We start from the raw sequence: 17,049 nt of genomic DNA on the forward strand, positions 1-17,049 counted from the left end.
CCCTTCACTATCGTAGCCCTTGTCCGCGATCACTGTCCGGCAACGCTTGCGTGGTCTGCCCTGAGAGCCAGGAAGACGCACCTGATCCAGTAACGGAATAAAGTTGCGCGAATCGGCCTGCTGACCAGGCGAGAGGGTAAAGCTCAGCGGATAACCATTGGTATCGCAGATCAGGTGAATCTTGGTACCTAACCCACCCCGGCTGCGTCCCAGGCAGTGATCTACAGGTTCGTCCGGCCCCTTTTTTCCGCCTCCTGCCGCAGCACGGGTAGCTCGAATGGTCGTGGAGTCTACCATCCAGGTATCCAGATCGATAAAGCCACCCTGGCGAAGCCGCAGATGCAGACGAGTCAATACGCGCTCAAACGTGCCGTCGTCCCGCCATTGGCGAAAATGCTGATAGACCGTTTTCCAAGGGCCGTAGCGTTCGGGTAGATCACGCCATTTGGCGCCGGAGCAAAAGATTCAGAACATACCATTGAGCATCTGTCGATCATCCCGGCGAGGACGGCCCATGGCCTGGGAGGAGAAGCGATGTCTTCAATCAATGCCCAGCGCTGACTCGAAAGCTCGTAGCGACCTGTCATGTCTGCCTCCGCTTGCCATAACGGCATTAAGCTAACAAACGCGACCTTTCAGAAAAACCCAAGAGACGCAGCAGGCTACTAATGAAATGGCATTGAAAGGAAATGCTTGGTTTTCATTGGTAAAGGCAACACTGCTGGCGACATATTACAAGCGCGTAAGAGTGGTGAGCTGCTCGGCCAGGAACGCCGTCGCCGCTGGAGCACCGACCAGAAGCTGGCCATTGTTCGCGAGAGCCTTAAGCCCGGACAAAGTGTTTCCGTGGTTACCCGGCGCAACGGCATCAATGCCAACCAGCTGTTCCTGTGGCGCAAGCTGTACCAGGACAGAAGCCTGTCGGCAGTCAGTGCCGGCGAAGCTGTGGTACCGGCATCCGAGCTGAGTGATGCGCTCAAGCAAATCTGCGAATTGCAGCGAATGCTGGGCAAGAAGACGATGGAAGCCGAAGTTCTCAAAGAGGTCGTGGAGATCGCTCGGTCGCGAAAATGGATTGCGCACTCACCCTTGTTGCCGGGAGACGACCAGTGAAACTGGTAAGCGAATGTCTCGGTGTGTCGCGCTCGCAATTAACGGTTCGCATCAAGCAATCAATATCGCCCAAAGTGCGGCGACGCCGGCTCGTGAATGACAAGGAACTGGTCGCTGAGATTAAGCGGCAAGTTAGCGAGCTGCCCAGCTATGGCTACCGTCGCGTCTGGGGTTTGTTGCGCCGCGAGCGTGAAACTCGCTCGCTAGCCCCGATCAATGTGAAGCGGGTTTATCGAGTGATGCGCGACCACAACCTGCTGTTGGGGAGACGAATCAAACAACAGGGCGTACTGCGCCGGCATAAAGGCCGCATTGCCGTCGCTACCAGCGATACACGGTGGTGTTCGGACGGCTTCGAGTTCCGCTGCAACGATGGTGCAAAGTTGAGCGTGACCTTTGCCCCGGACCGCTGTGATCGCGAAGCCATTGGTTGGGTCGCCAGCCCGACAGGCTACAGCGGCGATGACATCCGAGACTTGATGCTAGAAAGCGTGAAGAAGCGATTTGGCGATCAACTACCAAGCACGCTGGTGCAATGGTTGAGCGATAACGGCTCGGCCTATATCGCCGAGCAGACACGGCAGTTTGCCCGCCAGATCGGCTTGCAGCCGGTGAGCACGCCGGTGCGCAGCCCGCAGAGCAATGGCATGGCGGAGAGCTTCGTGAAGACGATCAAGCGTGATTACGTGGCGCACATGCCCAAACCTGACCGAGAAACGGCGCTGCGCAATCTGACGATTGCCTTCGAGCACTACAACGAGCAGCATCCGCACAGCGCTTTGAAACATCGGTCACCGAGAGAATTCAGGCGTTTGGCAGCAGCATCAGTTTAACGGGGAGTTGGTGTCTGATTTGGTAGGGGCAAGTCCATGCAGCGTCTTCATGACGCTCAAAAGCAAAACGGGTCAACAATCATAGATTGTTGACCCGTTTTTAGATATTTGGTCGGGACGGAGTGATTCGAACACTCGACCCCTTGCACCCCATGCAAGTGCGCTACCAGGCTGCGCTACGCCCCGACTCTATCCCTTGCGAGATGGCGAACATATTAAGCTAAGGTTTTGATAAATGGAAGGTTTTTTTAAATTATTTTTGAAGAACTCCCAAAACATCCTCTAATTCGCTAATCATTTGCTTTATTAGCTGGCGATACTGGGTAGTATCATCCTTAGCATCATCACTCGACAACCTTAGACGAGCCCCGCCTATGGTAAAACCTTGGTCATAAAGCAGAGCCCTGATCTGACGGATCATAATGACATCTTGTCGCTGGTAATAACGACGATTACCTCGCCTTTTTACCGGGTTAAGCTGAGGAAACTCCTGCTCCCAGTATCTAAGGACATGGGGTTTTACCAAACAGAGGTCACTTACCTCACCAATAGTGAAGTATCGCTTACCCGGTATAGCAGGTAACTCATTGTTATGGCTTGGTTCCAGCATACGCTTCTACCCTGGCCTTAAGTTTTTGCCCAGGACGGAAAGTCACCACACGGCGTGCCGTGATTGGTATCTCTTCACCTGTTTTAGGATTGCGTCCGGGGCGCTGACGCTTGTCTCGCAAATCAAAGTTACCAAAACCTGATAGCTTAACCTGCTCGTTCTGCTCTAAAGCATTTCGAATTTCTTCGAAAAACAACTCCACTAGCTCCTTGGCCTCACGCTTATTCAGACCAAGCTCCTCATAGAGACGTTCAGCCAACTCAGCTTTCGTCAGAGCCCCCATACGCTATTTCCTTAATGTGGCGTTAAACCTTTTTTCTAGGGAAACGAGGATTTTCTGTGTCGTTTCGTTGATTTCTTCATCAGTAAGAGTGCGTGATGGATGCTGCCAGGTCAAGCCAACTGCAAGACTTTTTCTAAGCGGATCAATGCCCTTGCCTTGATATACGTCAAACAGTCTTAAATCAACCAGATACTCACCAGCCTTGTCCCGTACAACCGACAAAACATCCGCCGAAGATATCTCTATATTCACTAGGACTGCCAAGTCTCTACGTACTTCTGGATAACGTGACAGCTCTTGGAAACGTGGTAGGTATCTCTGCTCCGCCTCACCTAGCAACACTTCAAATACATAAACAGGTTGATCTAAATCCAAAGCTTTTAATAACTCGGGATGTAACGCTCCCACATAACCCACCAGCCGGCCGTCACGCTCAATGCGTGCAGTCTGCCCAGGATGCAACGCAGGATGCTCTGCGGCGACAAAGGTAAAATCACCTACATTTTCACCGCAACCTAACAGCGATTCAACATCGCCTTTGATATCGAAAAAATCTACACGCTCAGAACCAGCGTTCCAGCTTTCTGGAGAGCGTGGCCCCGAAATCAGACCAGCCAAGACACGCTCTTGCGCCAAATCATCTAGTGAACCGACAAAACGAAGCCCTGACTCAAACAAGCGCACCCGACTCTGCTGGCGATTAAGATTGTGCTGCAACACCTTGACCAAGCCCGGCCAAAGCGAAGCGCGCATAGCAGCCATATCTTGAGAAATCGGATTAGCCAACAATACTGGATCAAGCGTTGGCGAGAATAGCTTGAATGTCTTTTCGTCTATGAAACTATAAGTAATAGCTTCCTGATAACCCCGAGCAACCAACTGGTGTCGAAATTGCGAAAGGCCAGTACGCGCCTCGGCATATCCTTTTGGAGCCAAGCGTGCTTGTGGAAAACGAGTCGGAAGGCGGTTATATCCGTAAAGGCGCGCCAATTCTTCTATCAAATCGACTTCGATTGCTATGTCGAAACGATGGCTAGGAACGCCAATTTTCCAGTGGTTTTCATCTGTAGACTCAACGGTCAATGCAAGACCTTTCAGCAGGCGCTCAACTTCATCACTCTCAAGACGCAGACCTAGCACTTGCTCGATGCGCTCACTACGCAAAGTAATAGGGGTCTTAACAGGCAAATGTTCAGCACTTGCTATCTCTATCACCGGACCTGGTTCGCCGCCGACAATATCTACCAGTAGGGCTGTAGCGCGCTCCATTGCACGACGAGGCAGATCAAAGTCTACTCCGCGCTCAAAGCGGTGCGAAGAGTCAGTGTGAAGACCATAGGAGCGTGCCTTACCAGCAACAGCAATAGGATCGAAGAAGGCGCTTTCCAGGAACAGATCCGCGGTAGTGGCGCTTACACCACTGTATTCCCCCCCCATGATCCCAGCTATAGCTAGCGCGCGCTCATGGTCGGCAATAACTAACGTATCCGGGCGAAGAGTAATCTCTTGGCCGTCTAACAGAACCAGCTTCTCGTCGGGCTGCGCTAAGCGAACACGAATGCCGCCCTTGATCTCGTTGAGATCAAAAGCATGCATAGGCTGCCCAAGCTCAAGCATAACGTAATTAGTTACATCGACTGCAGCATCAATGCTACGAATCCCGGATCGCCGCAGGCGCTCTACCATCCATTGTGGCGTAGGGCGGGAGAGGTCAACATTTTTTAGCACACGCCCTACATAACGAGGGCAAGCAGAAGGCTCAACAACCTCAATTGGGCGCACATCTTCTATATTTACTTGTGTAGGAGAAACATCAAGCGCATGCACCGGGACGCCATAGAGCGCACCAACTTCACGAGCGAGGCCGGCAATTGATAAACAATCGCCGCGATTAGGCGTTAGATCAACGTCTATAGAAACGTCGTCCAACCCCAAGTAATCACGGAAATCCTTGCCTACCGGTGCATCTGAAGGCAGTTCCATCAGACCTGCATTATCTTCTGATACGCTCAACTCACTAGCAGAACACAGCATGCCTTGAGACTCAACGCCGCGCAGCTTGGCTTTCTTTATAGTGAAATCACCTGGCAGCTTGGCGCCAATCATAGCGAAGGGAATCTTTAGACCAGCACGCACATTTGGCGCACCGCATACGACCTGAAACTCTTCCTGGCCATTACTAACACGGCATACATTCAGCTTATCAGCGTCAGGATGCCGCTCAGTAGCGAGCACCTCCCCTACTACCACACCGCTGAACTGCCCGGCCACCGGCTCGACGTCGTCCACTTCAAGACCTGCCATGGATAACTGAGCGACTAAATCGTCCCGAGAAGCCGGTGGACTTACCCAAGATCTCAACCATTGTTCACTGAATTTCATTGTGCCCCCTATTAAAGCTAGCGGAATTGCGCCAGGAAGCGCAGGTCGTTATCGAAGAACAGCCGTAAGTCATTTACGCCGTAACGCAGCATGGCTAGGCGCTCAACGCCCATACCAAACGCGAAGCCCTGATATTTCTCAGGATCGATACCCGCCATTTGCAACACGTTAGGGTGCACCATTCCGCAACCTAAGACTTCAAGCCAGCTAGGGGTCAGCTGGCCGTCTTTATTGACATGTCGACGGATGTCGACTTCTGCAGAAGGCTCAGTGAATGGGAAATAAGAGGGTCTGAAGCGGACCTCTAGGTCTTCTTCAAAAAACTCGCGCAGAAAACCCACTATCGTGCTCTTGAGGTCGGCAAAGCTGACCTTCTCATCAATCACAAGCCCTTCTACCTGATGAAACATCGGCGAGTGCGTCTGATCGGAATCGCAGCGATAAACTCGGCCTGGGCAGATGATACGAATCGGAGGCTGCTGCTGCTCCATGACACGAATCTGCACGGGTGAGGTATGCGTACGCAGTAGACGTGTAGCATTAAAATAAAATGTATCGTGCATAGCACGAGCCGGGTGGTGACCTGGAATATTCAGCGCCTCGAAGTTATGGTAGTCGTCTTCGATTTCAGGGCCTTCAGCCACGCTGTAACCAATACCTGTAAAAAGTCGCTCGATACGTTCCAAAGTACGGGTAATAGGGTGCAGACCACCCGTTGTCTGCCCTCTGCCAGGCAATGTTACGTCAACCCGCTCCGCCGCTAATTTTTCAGCCAAAGCGGATTCTTCTAAAAACTGTTTGCGGGCGTTAAGCGCATCTTGCACACGCTCTTTAGCCGCATTGATCAGCGCACCGACTTTCGGCCGCTCTTCTGCAGGCAGATTGCTCAGCGTCTTCATGACCTGGGTAAGCTCACCTTTTTTCCCTAGGTAGCCAACCCGTAGCTGTTCAAGAACAGTCGTGTCTTCAGTTTGCTGCACGGCCTCCAACGCTTGGCTGACCAGTGCCTCCAGGTTTTCCATTCACTGACTCCAGATACAAAATAGGGGAAGAGCTTTAGGCCCTTCCCCTACTGGTGACGTTACTGTCGGGCCAAGGCCCTGATTGACACAGGGCTTAAGCTAAAGAAGCTTTAGCTTTCTCGACAATCGCAGCGAACGCTACTTTTTCATTTACCGCCAGATCGGCCAGAACCTTACGGTCGATCTCAATGGCCGCTTTCTTCAAGCCAGCAATGAAACGGCTGTAAGACAGACCGTTCATACGAGCACCAGCATTAATACGAGCGATCCATAGGGCGCGGAACTGACGCTTGCGCTGACGGCGGTCACGATAGGCGTATTGGCCTGCCTTGATCACAGCCTGCTTAGCAACACGGAACACACGAGAGCGAGCACCGTAGTAACCTTTAGCCAGCTTCAGAATTTTTTTATGACGACGACGGGCAATTACGCCACGCTTAACACGAGCCATGAGTTATACCTTTACCTTGTGACCGATTAACGAACGCGCAGCATGCGCTCAACTTTTTGAACGTCAGACGGGTGCATCAGAGATGTACCACGCAGCTGGCGCTTACGCTTGGTGGTCATTTTGGTCAAGATGTGACTCTTGAACGCGTGCTTGTGCTTATAACCGGAAGCGGTCTTTTTAAAACGCTTCGCTGCACCACTTTTGGTTTTCATCTTTGGCATGTTCATATACTCCGCATTGGGTGATTACGCATAACCGCAAGGCCTGCCAGTGCCCTGGTGGTTACTTTTTCTTTTTAGGGGCGATGACCATAATTAGCTGGCGTCCTTCCATCTTAGGATGCTGTTCTACGGCACCGTATTCAGCAAGGTCAGCCTCGACCCGCTTTAACAGCTCCATACCCAGCTCCTGGTGGGCCATCTCACGACCACGGAATCGCAAGGATACCTTGGCCTTGTCCCCCTCATTAAGGAAACGTACCAGGTTGCGTAGTTTTACCTGGTAATCCCCTTCTTCCGTCCCTGGACGAAACTTGATTTCTTTTACCTGAACCTGTTTTTGGTTCTTTTTCGCTGCTGCGGTCTGCTTCTTCTTCTCGAAAAGATGCTTGCCATAATCCATGATGCGGCACACAGGAGGTACTGCATCGGCGGAAATTTCCACCAAGTCCAGCTTGGCTTCATCAGCAGCGCGTAGCGCTTCATCAATCGAGACGACGCCAATCTGTTGGCCGTCAGCACCAATCAACCGGACTTCACGAGCCGAGATATTCTCGTTGATCGGAGCCTTGGGTTGAGTTCGCTTATCCTGTCTCATTTCACGCTTAATAGTCATTACTCCAATTCTTGTCGACCGCGACGAGCAACTGCTTGAGCTAGAAGCTCCTTGAAGTCCGCAATAGGCATTGAGCCCAGATCAGCACCTTCACGCGTGCGTACAGCCACGGCTCTTGATTCAACTTCCCGATCACCTATAACAAGAAGATAGGGAACCTTGAGCAAAGTATGCTCCCGAATTTTAAAGCCGATTTTCTCGTTTCTCAAGTCAGCTTTAGCTCGGAAACCGCTTTGATCAAGAATTTGCACCACTTCGTTAGCGAAATCGGCCTGTTTGTCAGTGATATTCATGACCACTGCCTGAGTTGGAGCAAGCCACGCCGGGAAAGATCCCTCGTAATGCTCAATCAAAATACCGATGAATCGCTCAAAGGAACCAAGGATAGCACGATGCAGCATTACTGGGTGCTTACGGCTATTATCTTCACTGACGTATTCAGCACCGAGACGAGACGGCAAATTAAAATCAAGCTGTAGCGTACCGCATTGCCATACTCGACCTAGACAGTCCTTCAAAGAAAATTCAATTTTTGGACCGTAGAATGCACCTTCTCCCGGCTGCAAGTCATAGGCCAGCCCTGCATGATCAAGCGCCGCAGCTAATGCTGATTCTGCCTGATCCCACAAGTCATCTGAACCAACACGCTTTTCAGGACGGGTAGAAAGCTTCAGTTGTATATCAGTGAATCCGAAATCAGCGTAAACCGCCAAAGTAAGCTTAATGAAAGCAGCCGCCTCTTCCTGCATTTGGTCTTCTGTGCAGAAAATGTGAGCGTCATCTTGAGTAAACCCCCTGACACGCATAATGCCATGTAAAGAGCCTGATGGCTCATTACGGTGACAAGCGCCGAACTCTGCCAGACGAAGAGGAAGCTCCTTGTAACTCTTGAGCCCCTGATTAAATACCTGCACATGGCAAGGACAGTTCATTGGCTTGATAGCATAGTCACGACTTTCCGATTCAGTCGTAAACATATTGTCGGCATAGTTAGCCCAGTGGCCGGACTTTTCCCAAAGGGAACGATCCACAACTTGTGGCGTACGGATTTCGGAGTAGCCGTTTTCATGCTGAATACGGCGCATGTACTGCTCAAGCGCCTGATAAACAGTCCAGCCGTTAGGATGCCAGAACACCATTCCTGGCGCCTCTTCCTGAGTATGGAAGAGATCCAGCCGCTTGCCCAGCTTGCGGTGGTCACGTTTTTCAGCTTCTTCAATGCGCTGAATATAAGCTGCCAGCTGCTTTTTATCGGCCCAAGCCGTACCATAGACACGCTGCAGCTGTTCGTTTTTGGAGTCGCCACGCCAGTAGGCACCAGACAGCTTCGTTAGCTTAAATGCCTTCAAAAATCGGGTATTGGGCACATGCGGACCACGACACATGTCCACATACTCTTCATGATGATACAACCCCATTGCCTTTTCATCAGGCATATCTTCAATCAAGCGGAGCTTGTAATCTTCCCCTCTCGCTTTAAACGTCTCGATAACCTGCTCTCGCGGAGTCATACGCTTGATGACGTCGTAGTCCTTATCGATCAACTCACGCATCCGCGTCTCGATAGCAGCCAGATCATCCAGCGTAAAAGGACGCTCATACGAGATGTCGTAATAGAATCCCTCATTAATAACAGGACCAATTACCATCTTCGCTGTCGGGAACAGCTGCTTTACAGCATGACCAACCAGATGAGCACAAGAGTGACGGATGATCTCCAAACCCTCTTCATCTTTAGGCGTAATAATTTGCAGGGACGCGTCATGATCAATAACGTCGCAAGCATCCACCAGACGTCCATCTACTTTGCCTGCCAGAGTAGCTTTCGCTAATCCAGCGCCTATAGACTGAGCGACCTCTGTGACTGTAACAGGATGATCGAATAAACGTTGGCTACCGTCGGGAAGAGTAATAGTGGGCATGGCGCCTCCTTTAACAGTGGTGACCCATACCAAGGGCCACATGGTTCGGATGAGCCAGTAAGCTACAGCATCGAATTATATATCCTACCGAACGATGGCAGGCCTATGCACTTTTCAATTAATCGATGAAGGATCACTGGAGCAACAAAGAATATATATGCTTTCAGAAAATGATTAGCTATACAACCAAGCATTAGGCCACACCTAAAAATATTAGCCCTCCACACCAAGCCAATCAGTCTAGCTACCTAGTGGTTTTCACGCAGCACAACTTGAAAGCAAGCCATCACCTGGGCACTTGATCAAAGATCACTTTTGGCATGCCGTAGCTGTAAAACTATTGATTGAAACTGAAGAATAGCCAACACAGGCCGATAACTCGCATAACCAAAGCGGGATCGACTTGCCGTGATCATTCCAGACATACCGATTGTAAGAATAAGCCTGAAAGACTACGCGTTGTTAGCAAGAGCGCTAGATTCAACGGTGTTTTCAATTACATTGAAAACAGACGAAGGAAAGCCCATTGCCTGGCGCTTTTCAAAGGGTTACTTCACGAATAAAAGAATGTTTGAGCAGATAGTAGGCCGATTGCCACTATAAAGCAGCCAGACCTTGCCTCAAAAAATAAGGGCCTGACCAATCAAGTCAAGCCCTTATTACAACTGGTGCCCGGAGCCGGAATCGAACCGGCACGGAGTTTCCTCCGAGGGATTTTAAGTCCCTTGCGTCTACCGATTTCGCCATCCGGGCGGTAGCGCTCTACACTGAGCATTTAGCTAGGGATAGATAGCAAACAATCCAACTTAGCCAGCACAGCGAACCAAAGTAAAAATAAAAAACCCTACAGACCGCTAGATCTGCAGGGCTACATAGTGGAGGCCGAGGTCGGAATCGAACCGGCGTACACGGATTTGCAATCCGCTGCATGACCACTCTGCCACCCGGCCTCATAAGCCAACCCCAATTAAAGCGGAGCTGACTGACAAACTGGAGCGGGAAACGAGACTCGAACTCGCGACCCCGACCTTGGCAAGGTCGTGCTCTACCAACTGAGCTATTCCCGCGTCTTGGTGACGGGCGCCATTCTATACAATCCAACGACGCTGTCAACTCATTGATTCAAAAAAGTTATTTTTTCTTCGTTATGCTCAGATGCGGCCAAGCCGCAAGCAGATAACTGCACATAGACCAAAGCGTAAGCGCAGCCGCAATGATCAGAAGAACATACCCTGTCAAAACCCAGAACGTCAGTTGAGGAGGATTAGCCAACAGCACAATCAAAGACACCATCTGCGCCGCTGTTTTCCATTTGCCAAGACTAGATACAGCTACTTGAGCTCGCGCCCCTAATTCTGCCATCCACTCACGAAGGGCTGACACTACAATTTCTCGACCAATAATAATGGTAGCAGGCAACGTTAACCAAATAGTGGCATGTTCCTGCACCAGAAGCACCAAGGCCACCGCAACCATGAGCTTGTCAGCAACCGGGTCCAGGAAAGCTCCGAATGGAGTACTCTGTTTCCATCGACGAGCCAAGTAGCCATCCAGCCAATCAGTAAAACTAGCCAAGGCAAACACTGAACTCGCCGCCCAATAGCTCCAAGAAACCGGCATGTAAAACAGAGCAATAAAGAAAGGAATGAGCAGAACGCGCAGAACAGTAAGCAGGTTAGGAATGTTCATTGGCACAGGAAATATATGAATGTCTGGACATTCTACTCACTGTGCAGTGCAGCATAAATCTGCTCAGCTAGTTTTTTGCTAATTCCTGGCGCCTTGGCTATCTCATCGACACTTGCACGATTAAGCTCTTGCAGGCCTCCGAAGTACTTAAGCAGCTCTCTACGCCGCTTCGGCCCTACTCCTGCAACATCTTCAAGCGTAGATGTCCTACGCGCCTTCCCTCTTCTTGCTCGATGCCCCGTAATAGCAAAGCGATGCGCCTCGTCACGAATCTGCTGTATCAGGTGCAATGCAGGAGAGTGACCCGGCAAGCTGAACTCATTAGAGGGATCGTTCAGATAGAGTGTCTCCAAACCTGGCTTGCGAGTTACACCCTTGGCCACACCCAACAAGACGAGATCCGGAACCGCCAGCTCTTGAAGCACATCACGAGCCATTGCCAACTGCCCCTTACCGCCATCCACCAGTAAGATATCAGGCATTTTACCCTCCCCATCCTTGAGCTTACTGAAACGACGGGTCAACGCCTGATGCATGGCAGCATAATCATCACCTGCCGTGACACCCTCAATATTGTATCGGCGATAATCGGATTTAATAGGCCCCTCAGGACCAAACACCACACAGGAAGCAACTGTAGCTTCCCCACTTGAGTGGCTAATATCAAAGCACTCCAGCCTTTGCGGCGTCTCAGCCAACCCCAACACATCCGTAAGCGCCTCAAAACGAGCAGCCATATGCTGGCGATTAGCAAGCCGAGTATTAAGCGCCTGCTCAGCATTTGTCACAGCCAACTGCTGCCAGCGGGCACGAGTGCCTCGAACACGATGCGAGATCTCAAGACCTCGAGAATGTAATTCGTTAAAGGCACTTATGAGGGTTGAGAAGTCCTCATGAACGGTGTTTACGATGACTTCATCGGGCAAATCCCGCTCCATACGAGCAAGATAATACTGTTCCAAAAATGCAAGAAGAACGTCATGGGACTCCTCCTCAATCGCAACCTGCGGGAAAAAATTTTTGCTACCAAGAACACGGCCGCCACGCACACTGATTAGATGAACGCATGCACCACCTGGGTTCACCATCGCAGCGATAACATCTACATCCCCGCTTCCACCCTCTATATGCTGCTGATCCTGCACTCGTCGCACTAAGGCAATTTGATCACGCAGCTCGGCGGCCCGTTCAAAATCCAAAGCCATGGCAGCCTTTTCCATAACTGCACTTAGCTCTTCAGCCAAGGCATTGCTCCGCCCTTCCAGGAACATAGCCGAATGACGAACATCTTCAGCATATTCCTCTCGGGAAACCATATTGGTGCACGGACCCTTGCAGCGCTTGATTTGATATTGAAGACAGGGACGAGTACGGTTCTTGAAAAAACCGTCCTCACACTGGCGCACCATAAATGCCTTTTGCAAGAGATTCAGACTTTCTCGGATAGCACCCGCACTCGGATACGGACCGAAATAGCGGCCCCGTTCCTTTTTAGCGCCTCTGTGGATAGCAAGCCGAGGAAATTCATCTTCAGTTGACAGAAAGACATAAGGATAGGATTTGTCATCCCGAAGGAGAATATTGTAAGGGGGGCGTAACTGCTTGATAAGGTTCTGCTCAAGCAGAAGCGCCTCTGTCTCATTCCCAGTAATAGTTATCTCAATCTGGGAAATTTTTGCTACTAACGCCGCTGTCTTGGGAGCCAAGCCAGTTTTGCGGAAGTAACTCGAAAGGCGCTTTTTGAGATTCTTTGCTTTTCCGACATAAAGCACCTTGGAGCTTTCGTCGAACATTCGATAAACACCTGGCCGAGAACTGCAGCCAGAAAGAAAAGCAGAAGGATCAAACGTTTCGGTCATTTCAACTCGTAGCGTCTACCATCCCGTGACGAACTGCCAATAAAGCCAGCTCCACATCACTGGTAATGGGGAGTTTCTCGTAAATACGATAACGATAGGTGTTAACGGTCTTGGGCGACAGGCAAAGCTTATCGGAGATCACCTGAACCTTATGGCAATTAGCAATCATCAATGCGATCTGGATTTCGCGCTCTGAAAGAAGATCAAACGGCGAGCCATTGCTTTGAGGTTGAAAAGACTTTAGCGCTAACTGCTGAGCAATCTGAGCACTTATGTACCGCTGACCGCCAAATGCATGACGTATAGCAGTAATCATCTCCTGGATATCCGCACCTTTTGTAAGATAACCAGAAGCCCCAGCCTGCAACAGACGAGTCGGAAAGGGATCTTCCTCACATGCCGTTACTGCAATGACCTTTACCTCGGGATGACTACGAAGAAGCTTTCGAGTAGCTTCCAAGCCGCCGATGCCTGGCATCTTGACGTCCATGAGGACCACATCAGGCTTTAACTCTCTGACAAGCTTTAATCCATTCTCGCCAGAATCTGCCTGACCAATGACCTGAATGCCATCGACATCCGCCAACATACGGATAATACCGGCCCTTACCAGATCATGGTCGTCGACCACCAGCACTTTAATCACCGTGCACCTCATAACGCTGATGCATAAGCCAATTACAAGCCTAAGACTCGTCTCAAGCTAATAAATGCGAAAGAATGTGTAACGACTATACACAAGTCAGAGATAAACGCACGATGACTTGGAGCAAGAAGATGGCGGAGGCGGTGAGATTCGAACTCACGGAAGAGTCTCCCCTTCGACGGTTTTCAAGACCGTTGCCTTAAACCACTCGGCCACACCTCCGCAGGTGCGGGCCGCAATATTACCCGAACGAAACACGCTGTCAAACACTTAAATCTATTTTTTTTCAAAGAGTTGTTATTATCTTATGGTATGAATAGGTTTCGACCACATTAGGAGTGTCGTTATGAACGAGCGTCAATATGCCTTCAACCCTGCGGTTGCCGAACGGCGCGACATTAGTCGCACGCTGCGCAATACCTATGCTCTGTTGGGAATGACGCTGGCCTTCAGTGGCTTGGTAGCTTACGTCTCGCAGCAGATGCGTGTTGCATATCCCAACATTTTTGTAGTTCTGATCGGCTTTTATGGTCTGTTCTTTCTCACTGTGAAATTGCGTAACAGTGGCTGGGGGCTGGTCAGCACGTTTGCGCTTACCGGCTTCATGGGCTACACCCTAGGCCCGATACTGAATATGTATCTGGGCCTGCCTAATGGCGGAAGCATCATTTCTTCTGCCTTAGGCATGACTGCCCTAGTCTTCTTTGGCCTGTCGGCATATGCACTGATTACCCGCAAAGACATGAGCTTTTTGTCGGGCTTTCTAATGGCCGGATTCTGGATATTGCTAGGCGCAATAGCGCTGTCGTTCTTTGTGAATATCAGCGGCTTGCAGCTTGCGATCAGTGCGGGCTTTGTACTGTTTGCCTCGGCAGCAATTCTGTTCCAAACCAGCGCCATCATCCATGGCGGGGAAGATAATTACATCATGGCTACCATCAGCCTATACGTCTCGATATACAATCTGTTTGTCAGCCTGCTTCAGTTGCTAGGCTTTGCCAGCAGCAATGATTAACGAGACGCGCACTGGAGAGGCCCGCTTCGGCGGGCCTTTTTTATTTATGAAATTTGCTATCGTTGTATTTTCCGCACCTCACTCGCCCTCCTCCCGAAGAGCCCTTCGGTTTGCTGAGGCCGTGTTGTCCGCGCACCATGAAATCACTCGTCTTTTTTTCTATCAGGATGGAGTACACAATGCCTCTTCATCCATCGTAACGCCTCAAGATGAGCAAGACTGGGCGGGCCAATGGGGCTTATTCATTCAGCAAAATAAGCTGGATTCAGTCGTCTGCATTTCTGCCGCTTTACGGCGCGGCATTCTGAGCTCGGAAGAGGCTCATCGCCATGGGCGCCAGAGTGCCAACCTTTACGAGCCCTGGCAGCTTTCTGGTCTAGGGCAGCTTCATGAGGCTGCACAGGAAGCCGATCGCCTCATTTGCTTTGGAGACATTTAATGGCAAAGTCGCTGCTCATTATTAGTCGGCAAGCGCCATGGTCGGGCATGGCAGCCCGAGAAGCCCTAGACATTGCCCTAGCAGGCGGCGCTTTCGATTTACCCATTGCCATGCTCTTTATGGATGACGGTGTTTTCCAATTACAACCCTCTCAGGCCGCTTCACATCTTGAGCAAAAAGATCTGACCGCTAATCTACAAGCTCTTCCCTTGTTCGGCGTAGACAAACTGTATGCATTGGAAAGCAGCTTACTGGAGCGCAACGTAATGCAATCAACGCTTGAACTGGAAGTTGAGATCCTATCTACCGAAGAGGCTCGGCTGCTTTTAAATCAGCACGACATGGTGATTACACTGTGAAGACGCTTCACCTTATCTTGGCTTCGCCTTTCCAGAGCAGGATGCTAGACAGCGCCCTACCGCTACTTGCGGAGCAGGATGCACTTTTATTAATGGGCGACGCTACATACCTGCTACAAGAAAGCTCGCGAACAGCGGCTCTGCTTGAAACACTTCAAACCGGCGTCAAAGGCTTTGCTCTTCAAGAAGATGTCGAGGCCCGTGGACTCAGAGAAACATCTCGTTTTGAAATGATTGACTATGATCGTTTTGTGGCTCTTTGTGTAGCTTATGACAAGGTACATAGCTGGCCATGACTGCACTCAATGTTGACAAGGAAGGCTATTTACTGGATCTGGAAGACTGGTCCGTTGAAATAGCTGAGGAACTGGCTCTGCGGGAGGATCTCTCTCTGACGCCTGAACATTGGGAAATCCTTCATGCACTCAGAGATTTCTATACTGAGTTCCAGCTTTCCCCAGCTAATCGTCCGCTGATTAAATATATTGCGCAAACCTTAGGTCCCGAGAAGGGTAACAGCCTTCATTTGAATCTCCTTTTCAAAGGAAGCCCCGCCAAGCTAGCAGCCAAGCTGGCAGGACTTCCAAAACCGACTAATTGCTTATGATAACGACGCCTGAAGAACATCCCTTTGCTCAATTCATACGCATACTCGGCAAAGGTAAACGCGGTTCACGCAGCCTAACTCGCGAAGAAGCCCAGTGCGCCATGGGGATGATCCTTGAGGGAAATGTCGAGGATGTTCAACTCGGCGCTTTTCTTATGCTGCTTCGACACAAGGAAGAAAGCGCAGAAGAGCTTGCCGGCTTTACCGATGCTATTCGAGCACATCTCAACGCCCCGACCATTCCAGTAGATCTGGACTGGCCTAGCTATGCAGGTAAAAAACGCCACTTACCATGGTTTCTGCTTGCCACCAAATGCCTGTCATCCCATGGTGTGCGGATTCTGATTCACGGCGGCGGCGCTCATACAGCAGGACGACTATATACTGAGCAGGTTCTAGAAACGCTGGGTATTCATCTTTGTAACGATTGGCGCCAGACACAGGAAGCTTTAAATAAAGACCACCTGGCGTTTATGCCACTGGAAAACTGGATGCCTGCCTTGCAGCATATGATCAACTTACGCAACACGTTGGGATTGCGTTCGCCTATTCATTCGCTGGTCAGACTGTTAAATCCGCTCAACGCAACTTGCATCCTGCAAAGTATCTTTCACCCAGGCTATCAACCCATTCACCGTGAAGCCAGCCGCCTATTAGGCGACAAGGCTATCGTGATTAAAGGCGAAGGCGGTGAAATTGAAGTCAACCCAGACAATGATTTTCATCTCTATGGCACAGAGTATGGCACTGAATGGAATGAAGCCTGGCCTGCACTTTCAGAAAGAAGACACGTCAAACCTGAGCGGCTGGATGCCAATCATCTATTAGATGTATGGACCGGCAAAGCAAACGATGCCTACGGCGAACTGGCCGTTCTTTCTACGATAGCCTTGGGTTTGAGAGCGCTTGGCCACAGCCGGGAAGCCGCTCTAGCCAAGGCAAAAGAGTACTGGAGCCAACGTCACTAATAGACGGCTCCACAATA

At 50.5% G+C, this 17,049-nt stretch carries 18 protein-coding genes, 5 tRNA genes and 1 pseudogene; 7 read left to right on the plus strand and 17 right to left on the minus strand.

Annotation, left to right across the window (positions count from 1 at the left end):
• Window positions 1–587 (minus strand): annotated as a pseudogene (locus B3729_RS19590) (IS5 family transposase); the annotation flags it as partial.
• 142 nt (window positions 588–729) lie between these two features.
• Here B3729_RS19590 and B3729_RS19595 point away from each other — a divergent pair.
• Window positions 730–1,946, plus strand: a protein-coding gene (locus B3729_RS19595) for an IS3 family transposase (protein WP_286788820.1) whose coding sequence is annotated in 2 segments (ribosomal slippage) — window positions 730–1,066 and window positions 1,066–1,946 — 1,218 coding nt in all. Because the reading frame shifts where the segments join, the coding sequence is not laid out codon by codon here.
• Between the two features lie 109 nt (window positions 1,947–2,055).
• Here B3729_RS19595 and B3729_RS19600 read toward each other — a convergent pair.
• The 16 genes from B3729_RS19600 to B3729_RS19675 form a co-directional block, all read right to left on the minus strand.
• Window positions 2,056–2,132, minus strand: a tRNA-Pro gene (locus B3729_RS19600).
• A gap of 67 nt (window positions 2,133–2,199) precedes the next feature.
• A complete protein-coding gene (locus tag B3729_RS19605) occupies window positions 2,200–2,556 on the minus strand; it encodes a MerR family transcriptional regulator (protein ID WP_010794557.1) in 357 nt (118 codons plus the stop codon).
• The gene (gene ihfA / locus B3729_RS19610; RefSeq protein ID WP_010794558.1) at window positions 2,537–2,839 is read right to left on the minus strand and encodes an integration host factor subunit alpha; all 303 of its coding nucleotides are present in this window, start codon (window positions 2,837–2,839) and stop codon (window positions 2,537–2,539) included. The genes B3729_RS19605 and ihfA overlap by 20 nt, the downstream gene beginning before the upstream one ends.
• Window positions 2,840–2,842: 3 nt before the next feature.
• Complete coding sequence (gene pheT / locus B3729_RS19615; protein ID WP_286788763.1) at window positions 2,843–5,221, minus strand: phenylalanine--tRNA ligase subunit beta; 2,379 nt, start codon at window positions 5,219–5,221, stop codon at window positions 2,843–2,845.
• A gap of 17 nt (window positions 5,222–5,238) precedes the next feature.
• Window positions 5,239–6,243 (minus strand): phenylalanine--tRNA ligase subunit alpha, encoded by a 1,005-nt coding sequence (pheS, locus tag B3729_RS19620; protein WP_286788764.1) that lies wholly within the window; start codon window positions 6,241–6,243, stop codon window positions 5,239–5,241.
• Between the two features lie 94 nt (window positions 6,244–6,337).
• Window positions 6,338–6,694, minus strand: coding sequence for a 50S ribosomal protein L20 (gene rplT, locus B3729_RS19625; protein WP_010794561.1), 357 nt, complete (start codon window positions 6,692–6,694; stop codon window positions 6,338–6,340).
• Between the two features lie 26 nt (window positions 6,695–6,720).
• Window positions 6,721–6,915, minus strand: coding sequence for a 50S ribosomal protein L35 (rpmI, locus tag B3729_RS19630; RefSeq protein WP_010794562.1), 195 nt, complete (start codon window positions 6,913–6,915; stop codon window positions 6,721–6,723).
• Between the two features lie 61 nt (window positions 6,916–6,976).
• Window positions 6,977–7,528, minus strand: coding sequence for a translation initiation factor IF-3 (infC, locus tag B3729_RS19635; RefSeq protein ID WP_010794563.1), 552 nt, complete (start codon window positions 7,526–7,528; stop codon window positions 6,977–6,979).
• Window positions 7,528–9,450 (minus strand): threonine--tRNA ligase, encoded by a 1,923-nt coding sequence (thrS, locus tag B3729_RS19640; protein WP_286788765.1) that lies wholly within the window; start codon window positions 9,448–9,450, stop codon window positions 7,528–7,530. The genes infC and thrS overlap by 1 nt, the downstream gene beginning before the upstream one ends.
• Window positions 9,451–10,116: 666 nt before the next feature.
• A tRNA-Leu gene (locus B3729_RS19645) sits at window positions 10,117–10,203 on the minus strand.
• 123 nt (window positions 10,204–10,326) lie between these two features.
• A tRNA-Cys gene (locus B3729_RS19650) sits at window positions 10,327–10,400 on the minus strand.
• Between the two features lie 41 nt (window positions 10,401–10,441).
• Window positions 10,442–10,517, minus strand: a tRNA-Gly gene (locus tag B3729_RS19655).
• A 64-nt stretch (window positions 10,518–10,581) separates the two neighbouring features.
• Entirely contained in the window at window positions 10,582–11,139 is a 558-nt protein-coding gene (pgsA, locus tag B3729_RS19660) for a CDP-diacylglycerol--glycerol-3-phosphate 3-phosphatidyltransferase (RefSeq protein ID WP_010794641.1), read from the minus strand.
• A gap of 32 nt (window positions 11,140–11,171) precedes the next feature.
• Complete coding sequence (gene uvrC, locus B3729_RS19665) at window positions 11,172–12,998, minus strand: excinuclease ABC subunit UvrC (RefSeq protein ID WP_286788766.1); 1,827 nt, start codon at window positions 12,996–12,998, stop codon at window positions 11,172–11,174.
• A 1-nt stretch (window position 12,999) separates the two neighbouring features.
• Complete coding sequence (gene uvrY, locus B3729_RS19670; protein WP_286788767.1) at window positions 13,000–13,644, minus strand: response regulator transcription factor GacA; 645 nt, start codon at window positions 13,642–13,644, stop codon at window positions 13,000–13,002.
• 132 nt (window positions 13,645–13,776) lie between these two features.
• A tRNA-Ser gene (locus B3729_RS19675) sits at window positions 13,777–13,866 on the minus strand.
• A gap of 124 nt (window positions 13,867–13,990) precedes the next feature.
• On the opposite strand from B3729_RS19675, the gene B3729_RS19680 reads away from it, so the two are divergent.
• Genes B3729_RS19680 through B3729_RS19705 form a run of 6 tightly spaced genes read left to right on the plus strand, consistent with a single transcriptional unit; the run spans window position 13,991 to window position 17,032 of the window.
• Complete coding sequence (locus B3729_RS19680; protein WP_010794644.1) at window positions 13,991–14,659, plus strand: Bax inhibitor-1/YccA family protein; 669 nt, start codon at window positions 13,991–13,993, stop codon at window positions 14,657–14,659.
• Between the two features lie 46 nt (window positions 14,660–14,705).
• Window positions 14,706–15,098, plus strand: a complete 393-nt coding sequence (gene tusD / locus B3729_RS19685) for a sulfurtransferase complex subunit TusD (RefSeq protein ID WP_037029544.1) — start codon at window positions 14,706–14,708, stop codon at window positions 15,096–15,098.
• The gene (gene tusC / locus B3729_RS19690) at window positions 15,098–15,457 is read left to right on the plus strand and encodes a sulfurtransferase complex subunit TusC (protein WP_010794646.1); all 360 of its coding nucleotides are present in this window, start codon (window positions 15,098–15,100) and stop codon (window positions 15,455–15,457) included. The genes tusD and tusC overlap by 1 nt, the downstream gene beginning before the upstream one ends.
• On the plus strand, window positions 15,454–15,753 hold the full coding sequence (gene tusB / locus B3729_RS19695) for a sulfurtransferase complex subunit TusB (protein ID WP_037029547.1): 300 nt from the start codon (window positions 15,454–15,456) through the stop codon (window positions 15,751–15,753). Before tusC ends, tusB begins: the two co-directional genes overlap by 4 nt.
• Window positions 15,750–16,064 carry a TusE/DsrC/DsvC family sulfur relay protein gene (locus B3729_RS19700; RefSeq protein WP_219653035.1) on the plus strand — a complete coding sequence of 105 codons (315 nt, stop codon included), beginning with the start codon at window positions 15,750–15,752 and terminating at the stop codon, window positions 16,062–16,064. Before tusB ends, B3729_RS19700 begins: the two co-directional genes overlap by 4 nt.
• The gene (locus B3729_RS19705; protein ID WP_286788768.1) at window positions 16,061–17,032 is read left to right on the plus strand and encodes a glycosyl transferase family protein; all 972 of its coding nucleotides are present in this window, start codon (window positions 16,061–16,063) and stop codon (window positions 17,030–17,032) included. The genes B3729_RS19700 and B3729_RS19705 overlap by 4 nt, the downstream gene beginning before the upstream one ends.
• The last annotated feature ends 17 nt before the right edge of the window (window positions 17,033–17,049 follow it).

This window comes from Pseudomonas sp. UBA3149 (assembly GCF_002364655.1).
Lineage (GTDB): Bacteria > Pseudomonadota > Gammaproteobacteria > Pseudomonadales > Pseudomonadaceae > Chryseomonas > Chryseomonas luteola.